This is a genomic window from Heliomicrobium undosum (genome assembly GCF_009877425.1).
Classification (GTDB): Bacteria; Bacillota; Desulfitobacteriia; order Heliobacteriales; family Heliobacteriaceae; genus Heliomicrobium; species Heliomicrobium undosum.
The window spans coordinates 1-15232 of record NZ_WXEY01000024.1 but is presented as its reverse complement, the minus strand read 5'-3'; the positions used below and the strand labels follow the sequence as shown (position 1 = coordinate 15232).

Annotated in this window: 15 protein-coding genes; 7 read left to right on the top strand and 8 right to left on the bottom strand. The window is 56.1% G+C overall.

All coding sequences use genetic code 11. The features are described from left to right. Window positions 1-88: 88 nt before the first annotated feature. Complete coding sequence (locus GTO91_RS15140) at window positions 89-3094, bottom strand: DEAD/DEAH box helicase (protein ID WP_161259575.1); 3006 nt, start codon at window positions 3092-3094, stop codon at window positions 89-91. Next, window positions 3091-4356: a hypothetical protein gene (locus GTO91_RS15135; RefSeq protein WP_161259574.1), complete on the bottom strand. Its 1266-nt coding sequence runs from the start codon at window positions 4354-4356 to the stop codon at window positions 3091-3093. Before GTO91_RS15135 ends, GTO91_RS15140 begins: the two co-directional genes overlap by 4 nt. A gap of 226 nt (window positions 4357-4582) precedes the next feature. Here GTO91_RS15135 and GTO91_RS15130 point away from each other — a divergent pair, with 226 nt between their 5' ends. The 4 genes from GTO91_RS15130 (at window position 4583) to GTO91_RS15115 (ending at window position 6323) form a co-directional block, all read left to right on the top strand. Beyond that, window positions 4583-5122: a nitroreductase family protein gene (locus tag GTO91_RS15130; protein ID WP_161259573.1), complete on the top strand. Its 540-nt coding sequence runs from the start codon at window positions 4583-4585 to the stop codon at window positions 5120-5122. A 433-nt stretch (window positions 5123-5555) separates the two neighbouring features. After that, window positions 5556-5780 carry a DUF1659 domain-containing protein gene (locus GTO91_RS15125; protein WP_161259572.1) on the top strand — a complete coding sequence of 75 codons (225 nt, stop codon included), beginning with the start codon at window positions 5556-5558 and terminating at the stop codon, window positions 5778-5780. 81 nt (window positions 5781-5861) lie between these two features. Then, entirely contained in the window at window positions 5862-6086 is a 225-nt protein-coding gene (locus GTO91_RS15120; RefSeq protein ID WP_161259571.1) for a DUF2922 domain-containing protein, read from the top strand. Window positions 6087-6170: 84 nt separating this feature from the next. Beyond that, window positions 6171-6323, top strand: coding sequence for a YvrJ family protein (locus tag GTO91_RS15115; protein ID WP_161259570.1), 153 nt, complete (start codon window positions 6171-6173; stop codon window positions 6321-6323). A gap of 100 nt (window positions 6324-6423) precedes the next feature. Here the strand turns inward: GTO91_RS15115 and GTO91_RS15110 are convergent, their stop codons facing one another. The 6 genes from GTO91_RS15110 to GTO91_RS15085 all read right to left on the bottom strand — a co-directional run bounded on the left by GTO91_RS15110 (window position 6424) and on the right by GTO91_RS15085 (window position 12539). Then, window positions 6424-6720, bottom strand: a complete 297-nt coding sequence (locus GTO91_RS15110) for a PD40 domain-containing protein (RefSeq protein ID WP_161259569.1) — start codon at window positions 6718-6720, stop codon at window positions 6424-6426. 182 nt (window positions 6721-6902) lie between these two features. Beyond that, window positions 6903-7571: a hypothetical protein gene (locus GTO91_RS15105; protein WP_161259568.1), complete on the bottom strand. Its 669-nt coding sequence runs from the start codon at window positions 7569-7571 to the stop codon at window positions 6903-6905. Between the two features lie 20 nt (window positions 7572-7591). Beyond that, window positions 7592-8668, bottom strand: a complete 1077-nt coding sequence (locus tag GTO91_RS15100; protein ID WP_161259567.1) for a DUF1858 domain-containing protein — start codon at window positions 8666-8668, stop codon at window positions 7592-7594. Between the two features lie 263 nt (window positions 8669-8931). Beyond that, the gene (locus tag GTO91_RS15095) at window positions 8932-10248 is read right to left on the bottom strand and encodes an FtsW/RodA/SpoVE family cell cycle protein (RefSeq protein WP_161259566.1); all 1317 of its coding nucleotides are present in this window, start codon (window positions 10246-10248) and stop codon (window positions 8932-8934) included. Next, entirely contained in the window at window positions 10245-10580 is a 336-nt protein-coding gene (locus tag GTO91_RS15090) for a PadR family transcriptional regulator (RefSeq protein ID WP_161259565.1), read from the bottom strand. The genes GTO91_RS15095 and GTO91_RS15090 overlap by 4 nt, the downstream gene beginning before the upstream one ends. Window positions 10581-10862: 282 nt before the next feature. Further along, complete coding sequence (locus GTO91_RS15085) at window positions 10863-12539, bottom strand: AMP-binding protein (protein WP_161259564.1); 1677 nt, start codon at window positions 12537-12539, stop codon at window positions 10863-10865. A gap of 279 nt (window positions 12540-12818) precedes the next feature. Here GTO91_RS15085 and GTO91_RS15080 point away from each other — a divergent pair, with 279 nt between their 5' ends. The 3 genes from GTO91_RS15080 (at window position 12819) to GTO91_RS18720 (ending at window position 15078) form a co-directional block, all read left to right on the top strand. Beyond that, on the top strand, window positions 12819-13331 hold the full coding sequence (locus GTO91_RS15080) for a DUF6125 family protein (RefSeq protein ID WP_161259563.1): 513 nt from the start codon (window positions 12819-12821) through the stop codon (window positions 13329-13331). A gap of 144 nt (window positions 13332-13475) precedes the next feature. Further along, on the top strand, window positions 13476-13889 hold the full coding sequence (locus tag GTO91_RS15075) for a hypothetical protein (protein ID WP_161259562.1): 414 nt from the start codon (window positions 13476-13478) through the stop codon (window positions 13887-13889). Window positions 13890-13926: 37 nt separating this feature from the next. Further along, complete coding sequence (locus GTO91_RS18720) at window positions 13927-15078, top strand: radical SAM/SPASM domain-containing protein (protein ID WP_328793822.1); 1152 nt, start codon at window positions 13927-13929, stop codon at window positions 15076-15078. Window positions 15079-15232: the final 154 nt, after the last annotated feature.

The window sequence follows — 15232 nt, the reverse complement described above, 5'->3', positions numbered from 1 at the left end:
CAACTTCCTTGTCGCCATTTTCCGACGGTGGGGGCCGCATATCTCTTGCTTTTTTACCTTTTTCGCTTTTTTGAAAGCAGTTGCTTCCTTATTCCCGTCCCACCCACTCACGGCGCAGGGCGAAGATCTCCCGGAGTTCCCGGGTGGACAGTTCGGTCACCCAGACCTCGCCGTTGCCGACGATGCGGTCATTGAGCCCCTGCTTCCGTTCGAGCATCTCATCGATGCGTTCCTCCAGGGTGCCCAGGGTGATCAACTTGTGCACCTGCACGTGGCGGCGCTGGCCGATCCGGTAGGCCCGGTCGGTGGCCTGGTTCTCCACAGCCGGATTCCACCAGCGGTCAAAGTGAAAGACGTGGTTGGCCGCCGTCAGGTTCAGTCCAAAACCGCCGGCCCGCAGGGAGAGGATGAGGATGGCGAAGTCTTTGCCGGACTGGAACCGTTCGATCATGTCATCGCGACGGGCTCTGGGAACGCCGCCGTGAAGAAACTCCGCCCTCTCCCCCAGTTCTTTTTCCAGGTATTCCTGGAGCATCCGGCCCATCTCTACATACTGGGTAAAGATAAGGCAGCCGTCCCCCTCCTGCCGCAGTTCCTCTACCATCTCGATCAGTCGGTCGGCCTTGGCCGAGCGTCGGCGAAAGTCGGCGGGCGATTTTTCCTTGAGCAGCAGCGCCGGATGGTCGCATACCTGCTTTAACCGGGTCAACGTCTTCAGGATCATCCCCCGCCGGGTCATGCCCGCCTCTTCATCGATTCGTTCGAACAGTTCGCCGATCACGTTTTCGTACAGGGCCGCCTGTTCCAGCGTGAGGGGCAAAAATTCCTTCGACTCCTGTTTATCAGGCAGGTCCGGTTCAATAGCCGGATCGCTCTTTACCCGACGCAGGAGGAAGGGACGGACCAGGCGGCGCACCTGCCCGGCTGCCGACTCCTCCCCTTCACGTCCGGCGGAGTGGGCGAACTGGCGGAGAAATTCGCTGGCGCTTCCCAGATAACCGGGGTTGAGAAAGTCCATGATCGACCAGAGTTCGGAGAGTCGGTTTTCCATCGGCGTTCCCGTTAAGGCGACACGGTGGCGCGCCGTAAACTGACGGACGGCGGCCGACTGTTTGGTGTAGACGTTTTTGATGTTCTGGGCCTCGTCGAGGCAGAGGCAGTCCCATTTGACGGCGCCCAGTTCAGCCTCATCGAGATAGGCAAGCCCGTAGGTGGTGAGCGTCAGATCGGCTTGGGCCACCGCCTGGGCGAAGTCCTCCCCTTTTAGCCGCTGGGGACCGTAGTGGAGGTAAACCCGCAAGGAGGGGGCGAAGGCGGCCAGTTCCTTCTGCCAGTTGCCGAGCACGGAGGTGGGGCAGATGAGCAGCGACGGGGCGGCTGGGGCAGATGTCGACGGCGCGGGGGTCGCAGGCGTCGACGAGGGCTGCCCTGTTGCTTGGGCCTTGATCTGCAACAGATAGGCGATCCACTGGATCGTCTTGCCTAGCCCCATATCATCGGCAAGGCAGGCGCCAAAGCCGAAGCGACGCAAAAACCAGAGCCACGTTAGACCCGTGCGCTGGTATGGGCGCAACCTGCCGCAAAATCCGGGTGGTTCTGCCAGGGTCGGCCCAACGGACTGGCGGGAGAGTTTTTCCGCCATGTTCGCCAGTTGTTCGTTCAGTTCGACTTCAATCGATACTGCGGGGAATGGTTCTGTTTCCCTCTTTGCCGGGTCGAAAAAGCCCGGTGAAGGGATGTCAGCCGGATCTGCCGGAGACGCATCGCCGGGAGGCGTGTCACCGGGAGGATCGTCACCGGCGGAGGCGCTTAAAAAATGCAAACGCAAGACCTCGGCGAGGTCCATCTCGCCGCCTTTGCGGTTCATCACCTTGAGGGCCTGGCGAACAAGGTCCGGATCGAGTTGAACCCAGCGGCCTCGAATGCGCAGCAGTCGCCGGTTCTGGCGGGCGGCCTCGCGAAACTCCGCCTCTGTCAGTTCCGTCTCTCCGACGGCAAGTTTCCAATCAAACTGGACAAGGCGGTCCACGCCGAGATAGGATTCTTCGAAATCTCCCGGCATGGAACGAGAGACGGCCTTGAGGCGCAGCCCCTTTTGCTTTAAGTCGTCCCACCAGCGGGGCAGGAGGATTTTTTCGCCCGCCTCAGCCAGGCGGAGGCTGTCCTCGGCGAGAAAGGACCAAGCCTCCCGCTCGGTCAATTCCTCTTTGAGCCTCGGCGGATCCGTCGGATCCGGCGCATCCTCTCGTCCGTCCTCCCCGAACAGACGGGGCGCCAGCGCCTGCCACTTGCGGACAGCGCGCTCGATCCGCCCGGCATAGGGCTTCCACGAGTCGGGCAGGTTTTTTTCTACGTCTTCTACGTCCCCTTCCATCCCCGAAGAAGTCGCCTCGATGACCCGCGATGGATCTTCACGATCAAACAAGACGACCTGGAGCCGCCAGGCCTGATCTTCCTCCGGCTCTGATAACCGCAGGCCGACGGAGAAGGGCGCCCTATCGACGGTCCAGCCGATGGCCTCCAGCCAGTCGGCCTCGTCGAGAAAAGACCCCTCTCTCGGATAATCGGGATGCAGCATCGGGCAGTCAGTGACGAGTTGCTCCCATTGCTTGCGGGCAGTGGGATCACCGGCGACCTGTTCATCGATGAGCAGACCTGTCCAGTCGTTTATCCCCTCATCGATTGGACGGCCATCGCCCAAATCGAGCCGCAAGCCTCTTCGCCCCTGCAGCCATAGCCGGTAATCGGGTTGCCAACGCTTTTCCGCCAGCGCTATCGCCACGGAAAGCGCCAACCGTTGCAGTTCCCGGACATCCGGAGACCAATGCCAGTGAAAAAAGTCGCTCACCGGTGGCTTCAACAAAAAATCCAGGGCCGTCCCGGGCGGCAACAGCAGCCCCGCCTGGCCCTCCCGTTCTTCCACATCGATGAATGAACCGTAAAAGGAGGATTCATGGTTGGCAAAAAGACGGAACTTCCACTCCTGCGCCCGGTCCAAAGGATCGGTGCCATAACCGAAAGGCCGATCGGTCCAGAGGAAAAAGCCCCTGCCGGGAATCCAGCGGATATGCACTTGCATGTTGCTCGCGATCATCGTGAGATCAGCGTTCCTTTCCGCAACTCTTCCATCAACGCCCGGAGGCGGCCATAGCGGCGGGTCAGTTCCCCCAGATACAGATCCCACTCGTCGCCCCGGTTCAGGCGATGGTAGATCCGGCTGAGCCGTTTTAGCAGTTCAGCCGCCTCCCGGTAGGCGGCGCGGTTTTTCCGTTCGATACAGCGGATCGCCTGCTGGTGAAAGAGCGGCAGGAGCAGCGCCGGCTCGTGGGCTTCGACGGCGCGCAACACGTTGCCATCGATCTCCCCAAAGGCGGTCCCATGATGGACCCATAACTGGGTCCAATCCCGATAGAGTTTGCGTTCCACCAGGTAGTGGCTGTAGAGACGGCGGCTGCGGGGAAGCCACCGCCGGAGAACCTCCAAGAACTCCTCCTGCACGTTGCATGTATGGGCCGCCTGGTTCCAATAGAGGCATAGCGCCTCATAGCTGGCCGTATCGGCCGTCCCGGCATAGGGAACGAGCCAGCGCAGCCAGGCGAGCAGGCGCTCCCAAAGGTGAAACCGGCTGAATCCCTCCAGGTAAAAGCGCAGATCCCGCACGATGGTGAATCGGCCCTTTTCACTCAAACGGTTGAGGCGCACCCGTGCGCCTTCATCGTCATCGGCGGCAATGGCGAAATGCGCCCGCGCCAGGATCGCCCGGTCCCGGACCGCAACGGGCGTTGACGGTTTTTCCAGAATATGCTCGAGCCGATCCGCCTCTGTCTCAGCCTGGGCGCTGTCAAAGAGGCGCATCCAGAGCAGCCGGTAGATATACAGCCAATCGACGCCCCAGGCGGAGGAGGAAGCCAGGTATTGCCAACGAAGCGTCTCCGCAGCGGCATCCACGACCGGATCACCCTGCTCCGCCCATCCGCCTGCGCGGATTTCAGCGAGGGAATCGGCCAGTTCTTCCGTGATCCCTTGAATAAAGTCTGTCGTATACGTCCGGCCTTCCAGCCGGTTGCCCTCTTCCATCCGGGAAAGCAGGTATAAGCGCCCATGGAGGCCCAACCAGGCGACAGAGGCAGGAGGCCAGTGGGCGCTGCGGGCCTGCAACACCTCCATGAACCGGTCATAGCGCGCCCAGGCCTCCGCGGAAGTGAAACCGAGCTTTAGCCCGAGGGCTTGGTTGCCGCGCCGAAAGGCCCGATCGAATTCCTGTTGAAAGAAAGCCTGCCAATCTTCGATAGGTCCCGATGGTTTCAGCCGACCGGCCTTCCTGCGCAACGGCGTCGCCGGAGACGATGGACGCATCCTGCCTCCCCCCTTTCACCTTTCAAGATTCCCGTTTCGACCATATCACTTTATGATAGCATATCAGGAAGGGGCCGATACACTTTTTGAATGAGAAGAACCGGAACAGAAAAAGGATTGGAAAAAGCGCTAGAATCAAGCGGGGCAGAAGGACCATCATTGACCGTGGCGAATCAAGTATTACCTATCAACTAACATCCAAAAACCGCTTGAGGAGGGGTTGTTCATGTCCATCCTGCCTGCCGTTGTTCAACGGGAAAGCAAACGCGCCTACCTCCCCACCCCCGTGCCGCCGGATTTTATCGATGAATTGATCGAAGCCTTTCGCTGGGCGCCATCCTGCCGCAACTACCAGCCCTGGCGGTTGATTGCTGTCCGGTCGCAGGAGGGTTTGGACAAGCTCTCCCGTTGTCTCGCCAAGGGAAACGAGTGGGCCGCCGCCGCCCCCCTGGCCTTTATCGTCTTTGCTAACCCGAAAGACGACGCCACTATCGATGGGAAACCCTACTACCTCTTTGACTGCGGCTTGGCGGTGCAAAACCTCCTACTCCAGGCGACAGAAATGGGCCTGCGCAGCCACCCCACAGCCGGGTGGAGTGAGCCGTCCATCCGGGAGGCCTTCGGCATCGGCGAAGAAGCGCGGGTAATCTGCGTCGTCTTCGTTGGGTTTCCAGGGACAGACAATCTGCTCGATCCGGAAACACGAGCCAAGGACGCGACGCCTCGCACCCGCAAACCGGCTGAGACCTGGGTGCGTTTTGCCTAGTTCAGCAAATTAAATTCTAAACCAATCTGTATAACTCCAATTTTATCCTTTTCCGGCTGCTGATAATGTCAGCGGCCTTTTTTTGTTCCTCGAGCTTACTTCCAGGCTTATCGTCAGGGCTATTGTCGGGCTTAACTTGGGGCTTATCAGTCAGGCTTAACTTGGCTTTTCGTCAGGCTTATTGACAGCCCAAACGCCCTAAAACGACCTAAATTGAACCTATCCGCAAACTTATTCCAGCCAAAACAATCGAAGAAACTCGAATCCCGAAATATGGAATTCTTCAATCGAAAGAGAAAGACAGCGAAAACCGAACATATGTTCGTACTCGTTTCCTCTCCTGGCGTTTCTCCAGGTTTGTCCAATTCCCACCCGGCTGGTAAGCTGTAACCGTGGCAGACACGAACAAACGTTCGAAAGGAGGTGGTCAACAATGGCAGTCAGCAAAAACCCCATCAGCGCCAGCCTGCGCCTCATCGCCCAGACGGGAACGAGCGCCAAAGGAGAGCCCCTGTTCCAAAACCGAGACTTCAAAGGCTTGAAACCGTCGGCGACCGATGACAGCGTCTACGCCGCCGCTGAAGCGCTGTCCAGTCTGATGAATGTCCCCGTCAGCCGGATCGCCCGCATCGACACGAACCAACTGATCGAAGCCTAATCCCCCGCCCCCCGCCTGCGCAACTGTCCCATGGTTGCTTCAAAGCAGGCCATAAAAGGCAAGCAAAGGAGGTGATTTTAAGTGGCTTCAAAAGAGACGCTGGAACTGGTCTTTACCAACCAACTCGGCCGGGAAGTGGTTCTGCGAGTCAAAGACCCCAAAGCGGATCTCACCCCCGCCCAGGTGACGGCGGCCATGGACACGATCATTGCCTCGAACGTCTTCACCACCGCCGGCGGCGACCTGGTCAACAAAAAAGACGTCCGACTGGTGTCGTCCAACGTGACCGACCTCTGGAACCCCTAATCGTCACACCCCGACCCAATCCTTTTTCAGTTTAGCCTTCAGCCCTTAACACTCGAAAAGCCTTGACATAACGGAGGTGCGCACGTGGACACCGTTCTCCAATCCGTCGCCAACGTGGGTTTTCCTGTGGCCCTTGCCGCCTACCTCTTGGTTCGCATGGAGGGGAGACTGGAAGCGCTCACCGGCGCCATCAGCGAGTTGACCAAGTTGGTGGAAATCCTCAAGGAACAGGTCTGACAGAAAACGAGAAAAGCAAAAGGGAGAGCTGTCAACGGCTCTCCCTTTCGCTTGTGAATGATCCATACGCCTTTGTGATTTAGAAGGAACACTCGTAGCATCATTGCTGTTTCAATAATATTACCTTCGCGGGAATCCGGGCATACGTTATCGGCATGGGCACATCGCGGCTGAACAACACTGTCTTTCCATCGGGAGAGAATCCTAACACCTTGTCCGCATTTCTTGTCACCCGCACCGGGCTTCCCCTGCCGCCTTGGAACAGCCATATGCCTCGGTTTTTCAGGTTGCCGAAATAGAGGTTATACGGCCCATATTCATTTGATAATTTTGAAAAAGCAATCCAGCCGTCATCTCCGACAGAAAAATCATCAAGACCCGAATCCCATGTCAGCAAGGTTTTCCACCCATATTCAGGATGGTCCGCTTCGCAAACATCAATATACCTGCCGCCTTGACCGATCCGATCGTGGAACGTCATGGGCCGTTAAAGCAACCGCTGCGTTTTTGCCAGTGCTCCCATCGCGTCTTAGAAGACCAGTTCGTCTTCGGTCAGGCCCATATTGGCGTTTTACGAGTTTACGCCCCTGCGATCTCGTGACAATTCATCCGGTCTCCCCGCAAAGTATCCGCCGTCTGCCGGTACGTAAAGGCCGGATTCACCGCTTCGACAAAAGCGCCGATCCAGATTTGGTACAACTGCTTCATAAGCGATTCATCTGCGCCGGCTTTCCGCCAGTTTCCCTGCTGGAGGCAAATGGTCGTCTCCCAGCACACCTTGTCACTGCCGTTCTCTCTAACCATATCCGCCTGATCGCAGGGCATCCCGTTCAGCAGATAGTTGTTCAAAAGCTTGTAGATCTCGTTGGCCCCACCAGCGGCGGTGGCATTGCCTTTGGCCGCGTCGTGGCCGCAGATGGCACCGTGCTCACGAAATGCCTTCTCAACGGCTTCCCGTCCCGCATCCCCGCAGGTTTGGACGATCTCTTTGATCAACGCCGCTTCGCGCGTCTCGGCAATGTTGATCTGACGCTGCAGCCAGCCGTGAATGTTTCCTTGATCAATGAGTTGGTCGAGCGGCATGTCAGGCAACGGCTCGCCGTAAATCTGCCATACCTGCGCACGCAGTTCGTCTGCGGTGTCGTTGCATAGTTCCGCCGCTTTTTCATAGACCATTTGTTCCCGTTCTACGACACGGCGGATTTTGCTGTACAGCCAGTAATGAATAGGGCCGAGAAATGCGCTCATTGTAGGACCTCCTCATTTTTTTATTCGGGCCTGCTTCCAGTTTGATTCGCGACACCCTCATTGAGCGCACGCAACAGCGCCTGTATATCGATGCCGTGAATATCAGCCGCTTTTGCAATCGACTCTCCCGTCGCCGAAGGGCAACCGAGACACCCCATGCCGAAGGAACGAAGCACCGGAATCGTTTGCGGATACACCCGGATGATGTCGCTAACGATGCTGTCCGCTTGGATCGGTTCGCTTGCCGCGAGAGGCCCTCGATGGGCAGGCTCTGCCACCTTGGTACTCTCTCCTGCTTTGTTTGAGTTTACTGCCTTGTCTGACTTTACTGCCTCGTATGGCGTTGCTTCCTTATTACGCGCTGTTGCCTCGCTGCTCTTCATTGCCTCAACACGCTCTGCTTCACGACCACACCCTGTTTCCCGTCCGCTCTCTGCTTCATAAAGCGCCAGCACGTCCGATGAAAAACGCTCCCAGCCGATGCGGTCGATGAACTCGCCAACCCGCTCGATTTCCCCATGCTGCTGGTAATAGCGGACGATGACAGCGATGAGGCGCAACACTTCTTCATAAGTCAGATCGGAGCGCAACTTCTGCGCCAACCGGGGATGGGCGCCGCAACTGCCGCCGACGTAGACATCCCAACCGTTGTCTGTGCCGAGAACGCCGATGTCTTTGATGTGCACTTCGGCGCAAGAGTTTTGACAGCCTGCCACCCCGATTTTCATGCGCGAGGGCATCTCTTTTTTATGGTAAAGGCGATCCAACTCCAAGCCCAACTTGATGCTGTCCTGTTTCCCCCGTTTGCAGAAAGCGATGCCGGGACAGAGCTTGATGCTGCGCACGCAGTTGGCAAATCCCATGGCCGGTTGCATCCCTAAGTCTGCCCAGACGTGCTCCACGTCTTCCGCCTTCAACCCGGTGATCATAATCCGCTGGGCCGAGGTCAGTTTCAACACACCGCCGTACTTTTCGGCCGCATCGGCATACTTGCGCAGGATCTCTGGTTTGACAAACCCACCTGGCAGGTGGGGCGTTATCGCGTAAGTCCGCTTCCCATTGCGGATCTTCTGTAGATTGGCGCCTATCGGGATCATGGGATCCCCTCCTTCTCATCAAACATACTCGTTTCTTCGTGTTAATTATAAGTTATTTAGTAAGTTATTTATGTGATCGATGTCATGCTTTTGATTATCAGCGTGCTTCTCGCCTTTCGCGCTCTCCACCGGCCAGGATCACCTCCCCTTTCTTTGCGCCCTCCTACGCATGGAAAACGCCGCAGTGCCTTTTTCACTGCGGCGTCCTTCGCTTTTGTCGTTCGGTTTTCAGGGGCCTCTTCAATAGGCCCTTTCGAGAGTCGTCAATTCTTTTTCGGATTCATTTCATCCACTCGGATCAAGTCTTTTCGCCGGAAGACGCTGAGCACCAGCCCCGTCGCCGCCAGGTTGATCAGCAGTTGGGAGCCGCCGTAGCTGATGAAGGGCAGGGAGATGTAGATGCCCGGCGTGAGCCCGCTGCCGCAGAGGATATTCCAGAGCAAGGCAAAACCGATGAGGCCGGTAAACCCGAGGATGAGATGGCGTCCGAAGGGGTCTTTGATCATCCGGGCCGCAGAAACCATGCGGTAGATCAGCAGCATGACGGCGGTCAGAAGGAGCGCCCCAAAAGCCCAGCCAAAGGTGTAGAGCATGTATGGGAAAATGAAGTCCGTATGGATTTCGGGAAGCCAAAGGGCGGAAAAGGTAAAACCGTGTCCCCACCACCCTGCCGTTGCAATCGTTTCCTGGAGCCGCACATGCAGCCAACCGGCGCCCTGGGGATCAGCAGCGGGGTTGAGGAAACTGAAAAACACCTGGGGGTAGCGGGGGTCGGAAAAGATAACGAAACCGGCGAAGGCGCCGATACCTGCAATGAAGGAAACCCACTGGCTTCGCCTGGCCCCCGACAGCGCCATTAAAACGAGAAAGGCGACGAGATAGAGCAAGAACGAGCCTTCATCGCGGTTGAAGAAATACAGCGCTAACGGCAGGGTCAGCAGACCGAGGGCTTTGCCGAATCCGACAGCATCCCATTTCCATTGGCAGAAGAGGCCTGCCAGCGCGACCGTCAACAGATAGGGGCTGATGCCGGAAAAGTCGATTTGGAAGGGACCAAGAATCAAGTACATCTTGCCGTAATAACCCGTGCCCGTGAAATGGAGGGTCGTCAAGACCATGACGACGGCGCCGTACAGGAAGGCTGAGCGCTTTCTCAACTTACGGTAGTCGTAGAAATATAGGCCGACGGCTGCTGCCAGCCCGATGAAAAGCCAGACGAGTGTTCTTTGGAACGGCAAGACAGCAGTGAAGTTTTCCAACAAGCCTTGCGCCTGAATGGAGTGCAAGGTCAGAAGCCCGATGCCCAGAATCAACGAGACGAGCGCCACCAGCCCCCACTCTGTCCGAGGTCGGTGGGCCTTATGTAACTGCCGACCCACCACAGCGGCATCACCCATCTGGCGGAGGGCCTTTTCGATGGCGGCCTGCTCGCTCTGCCCCCCGGCCACCTCTTCCTCCACCACCGCTTCGATATGGCTGAGGAACTCCATCCGGATCTGCTCGTGGACCTCCCGGCAGCGGATGTGGGCGCAGACGGCGTCGAGATAGGCGGCCACTCCGGCATGTTTCTCCAGCATCATAGGATCCCCTCCCCGATGATTCGGTTGACGGAGGAACTGAACAAGATCCACTCCGCGCGCTTTTCTTTCAGCCGCGTCTTTCCGGCCCCGGTGATCCGGTAGTACTTCCTCCGTCTCGCCCCCTCTTCCCCCATCCAGAAGGACTCCACGAGTCCCTCTGATTCGAGGGCGTGCAGGATCGGGTAGAGGGTGCCCTCCTTGAAGGCGAAGACGCCGTCAGAGAGTTTCTCCAACTCTTTGATCATCTCATAGCCGTACATGGGCTGTCTATCCACCAGTGACAGGATCATGGTGACGGTGCTTCCTTTGAGGAGTTCCTTGTTGACGTTCAACGGGAGCACGCTCCTTTCCTCGCCTTTTTTTGGGCGGAGAGGGTATGCCTTTCTCATACTCGCCTAAGAACGCGATGCATGTTGCCCCTATGCATTCTGTCTCTATGCATTCCATCACTATGCATTCTGATTCAATGCATCGTTATCCTATGTATTGAGAATACTGCGTCCTCCTCTTTTTGTCAACTGCCGAAGGCTGCTTTCCGAAAAAAATACCATGGCATCGGCCATGGCGCACAAAGCGATTCGATTGTCTTCACCGTTCTCAAAGAGGCGCACCGGTCATGCCGTCTCCACCTTCTGCGCCTCTGTCAATCCCAGTTCCTGAATGTACAACTCCTTTAATTTATATTTCTGGATCTTGCCCGATGCGGTCATGGGGTACTTGTCGACGAAGCGGATGTAGCGGGGGATCTTGTACCTCGAGATTTTCCCCTGGCAGAACTGGCGCAGTTCCTCTTCTGTCATCGTCTCGCCGTCATTGAGGATGATGCAGGCGAGCACCTCTTCGCCATACTTCATGTCAGGGACGCCGACGATCTGCACATCCCGGATTTTCGGGTGCCTGTAGAGGAATTCCTCGATCTCGCGCGGATAGATGTTCTCTCCCCCGCGGATGATCATGTCCTTGGCCCGCCCGGTGATCTTGTAGTAGCCCTCGCTGTCACAGACGGCCAGGTCTCCCGTGTGCAGCCAGCCCTCTTCATCGATGGCGGCGGACGTCGCCTCCGGATTTTTGTAGTAGCCCTGCATTGTGCCGAAACCGCGGGCGCAGAGCTCTCCCTGCATGCCCGGCGGGACTTCCTCCCCTGTGGCCGGATTGACGATTTTCACCGCCACGCCCGGCAGGGCTTTGCCCACCGTCGTCACCCGCCGCTCCAGGGGGTCATCCGTCGTCGTCTGGGTGATGACTGGCGAAAACTCGGTCAACCCGTAGGCGATGGTGATCTCGCTGGCGCCCATCCGGTTGACGACCTGGCGCATTACCTCGATGGGACATGGAGAGCCGGCCATGATCCCCGTGCGCAGCGACGAGAGGTCGTAGCGGTCGAAATCGGGCTGGGCCAGTTCGGCGATGAACATGGTCGGAACGCCGTAGAGGGCCGTGCAACGTTCCTGATGGATCGCTTCCAAGACGGCCTTCGGGTCGAAGGTCTCCAGGGGAACCATGGCGGCGCCTTTGACCACGCAGGCGAGGGAACTCATGACACAGCCGAAGCAGTGAAAAAGGGGCACGGGGAAGCAAAGCCGGTCCGCTTCAGTCATTTTCTGGCTCTCGGCCACGGCTTTGGCGTTGTTGATGATGTTGAAGTGGCTCAGCATGACGCCCTTGGGAAAACCGGTCGTCCCTGAGGTGTACTGCATGTTGATTGTCTCGTCACAATGCAGCAACCTTTGACGGTCCGCCAAGGCTTCCTCAGTGATCCCTTCCCCTGATCGCAGGAGTTCGTTCCAACTGTACATCCCGGGGCGTTTAACCTCCGGATCGCGGCCGATGAAGATGACATTTCGCAGCAAGGGAAGGCGGGCGCTCTCTAACCGGCCGGGCTCGCTCTCGCGTAGTTCCGGGCAGATTTCGTAAAGCGTGTCGGTGTAACTGTTGTCGCGGACGCCGTCGATCAGAAAAAGGGTCGTCGCGTCGGACTGGCGCAACAGGTACTCCAATTCGTAGGCGCGGTAATTGGTGTTCACGGTGACCAGCACGGCGCCCATCTTGGCGCTTCCGAACTGGACATAGAGCCACTCCGGGTAGTTGGTGGCCCAGATGGCCACATTCTCCCCTTTTTTGACGCCAAGGGCAATCAACCCCTTCGCCACCTGATCGGCCTTCTCTTTAAACTGCCGGTAGTTGAGGCGTATCTCCCGGTAATCGGTGTAGATCAGGGCGTCCCGGTCGGCAAACCTATTTGCCCTGTCGTCCAGCAAGTCCCCGATGGTGCAACGCAGAAACCCTGCCATGAACATCCTCCTCATTACATACTTGGAGATAGGCCTACATGGTTTGGACAATCACTATTGTAATAATTTTCGAAAAATTTTGTCAACAGTTTAGCCAACGGTAGAAAGGTTTTTCCTATTCTTGCTCGTATATGTTTCTGAAACGATTCAGCACCAAGCGGGGAAAGACGAAGGACTGACACGAGGACCTTAATGGAGACTATGAGGGGCGAAGACGAGGACCAAATGGGGACCATGATGGAATCTATGATGAAAATGACGATACGGGGGGTATGGATGATGAAACAGTTAGACTGGGACAAAGAGAAGTTTTCTGCATTCATTGAGGACTTGGCCAAACGCTGGCTGGCCCATGACGGCCTCTGGTTTCAAGCGATCGAGAAAAAATACGGCATGGCTGCCGCGATGGAAGCTGACGCGGCCGCCTGGGAGCGCTTCAGTCCCATCGAAGCCCAACGGATCAAAGCCTTTTTGGGCCTCCCGGAGAATGGCGGACTCGACGCCTTGGCGCAGGCGCTGCAGTACCGTCTCTACGCCTTCATCAACGAGCAATCGATCGTCCGCGAATCGCCCGATAAGCTGATCTTCCGGATGATCGCCTGCCGCGTGCAGACGGCGCGGGAGAGAAAAAAGATGGACCTCTTCCCTTGCAAAGAGGTGGGCATCGTCGAATACAGCACCTTTGCCAAGGCCATCGATTCCAGGATCGAGACGCGCTGCCTCCAGTGCCCACCTGATCCGAAGAGCGACTGTTACTGCGCCTGGGAGTTTACATGCAATCGTGATGAGTAAAGACGATCCAGTAACTTACTATGCTTTTTAGGCAATAACACTATAAAGTGATTGAAGCGAATAGTTAGTTATTGTATTCTCATATCAGGAAAAATATCCAACGTTCGACATTTGCGTTTATTCTAAGAAAAGGAGGGGTGCTTTATGGCGGCCAAGGAAAAGATCCCTGGACCTATTTCGGGTATGATCGACCCCGGACCTATTGCGGGTTTAATTGGCCCGGCCCTGAAAGACAGCGTGAAGCAAGTCGAGGAGTTTATCCACAAACACCAAATTCCCTCCATCGACCATCTCGTAACGAGCTATACAATGAAAGGCGTTGACGCAAAAAAGCTAGAGCTGCCTGTTGATCGACATATCTCGTTGCAATTAAAAAACGGAGGTATGAAAATCCCACATCTGCACTTGAATGATCACATTTATGTGCTCAATCAAGAACAATGGAAAGAATTTTCGGGCATCATGCTAGCGAAATTGCGGGAGAGGATCAACCAGACCAACTCCGTTTCCTTCGAACAGCTCGTCGAACTTTCATCTGCCGTCGATAAACTTACATAAGCGATTTAAACCAGGGATGTGACAACCTCCCTGGTTTATATTTATCAACCAAGGAAAGGGGAATACGATGAAATATACGCTCTTAGTCACCCAGGAGTGCAACCTGCGCTGTCCTTACTGTTACATACAAAAGCGCCCCATTTCCATGAGCCTCGATGTCGCCCAAAAAATTGTTGACTTCATGTATACCAATACCCCGCCGGGAGAAAAAATGGATATCGGTTTTTTTGGCGGTGAGCCGCTTTTGGCTTTTGAGCGGATTCAAGAAATCACCGCATTAATCGAATCCCATCGCTCCTACCGGGACTATTCCATCGAACTCAGCATCGTCAGCAACGGAACTGTTTTTTCGGATGCTATCGCCGACTTTATCAACCGTCATAACATCAGCTTCTGCATCAGTTGTGATGGTCCCGGCGACCTGCACAATATGTCCAGGAGCTTCCCCAACGGTGAGGCCGCGTCAGCGATTGTGGAAGCAACGATCAAGCAGGCCAGAAAAACTTTGCCTGTGGTTTTAGTCAATGCGGTCTACGGACCTCAGACTTTCCGCGCATTGCCCCGCACTGTCGAATATTTCCGCTCCCTTGGATTGAAGCGCATTTTTTTAAATCCCGACTTTTCGGCGCCATGGACGCAAGCGGACACCGACGACATCGCCGCCGTATATGAACAAATTAGCGCTATCTATATCGACAGCTACCGGAAGGGACGTCCGCTCTATATCAGTCTGATCGATGGCAAAATTGCCATTATTTTGCGGGGCGGTTATCAACCAGAGGAACGTTGCCATATGGGAAGAAAAGAATTTGCTTTTACGCCGGATGGCTATATCTTTCCCTGCGAACGACTGGTTGGCGATGGCGCCGCAGACAACCGTCACTGCATCGGTCATGTCGAACGTGGTTTGCAATTGGATAAACTAAACTGTAACGTCTATCCCTCAGAAGCGATCAACAAGTCCTGTATCACCTGCGGTTTGCGCGATTATTGTATGAACTGGTGCGGTTGCTCCAATTACCAATCATCAGGATACTATAACAGGGTTGGACCTTTTACCTGCGCATCGGAAAAGGCGGCGATTACCGTCGCGTTGAATGCCTATCAGATGTTGGAACGCCAGTTGGGGGCAACCTTTTTTGAGCATCTGGCGGGAAAACCGAGCATGAATGCTATTGGAAGCCGCTGATCAGAGCGTATACTTTTCTTCATAAAAAGAGGGATCCCTTTTATTTTCTTTGTATATATTTTCCTGACTAAAGCCTACTCTGATAAAAACCGCAACGGCTGACAAATCGAGTAAAGGCAAAAGCCCACCGCTTCGCTAAAAGCAGTGGGCTTTA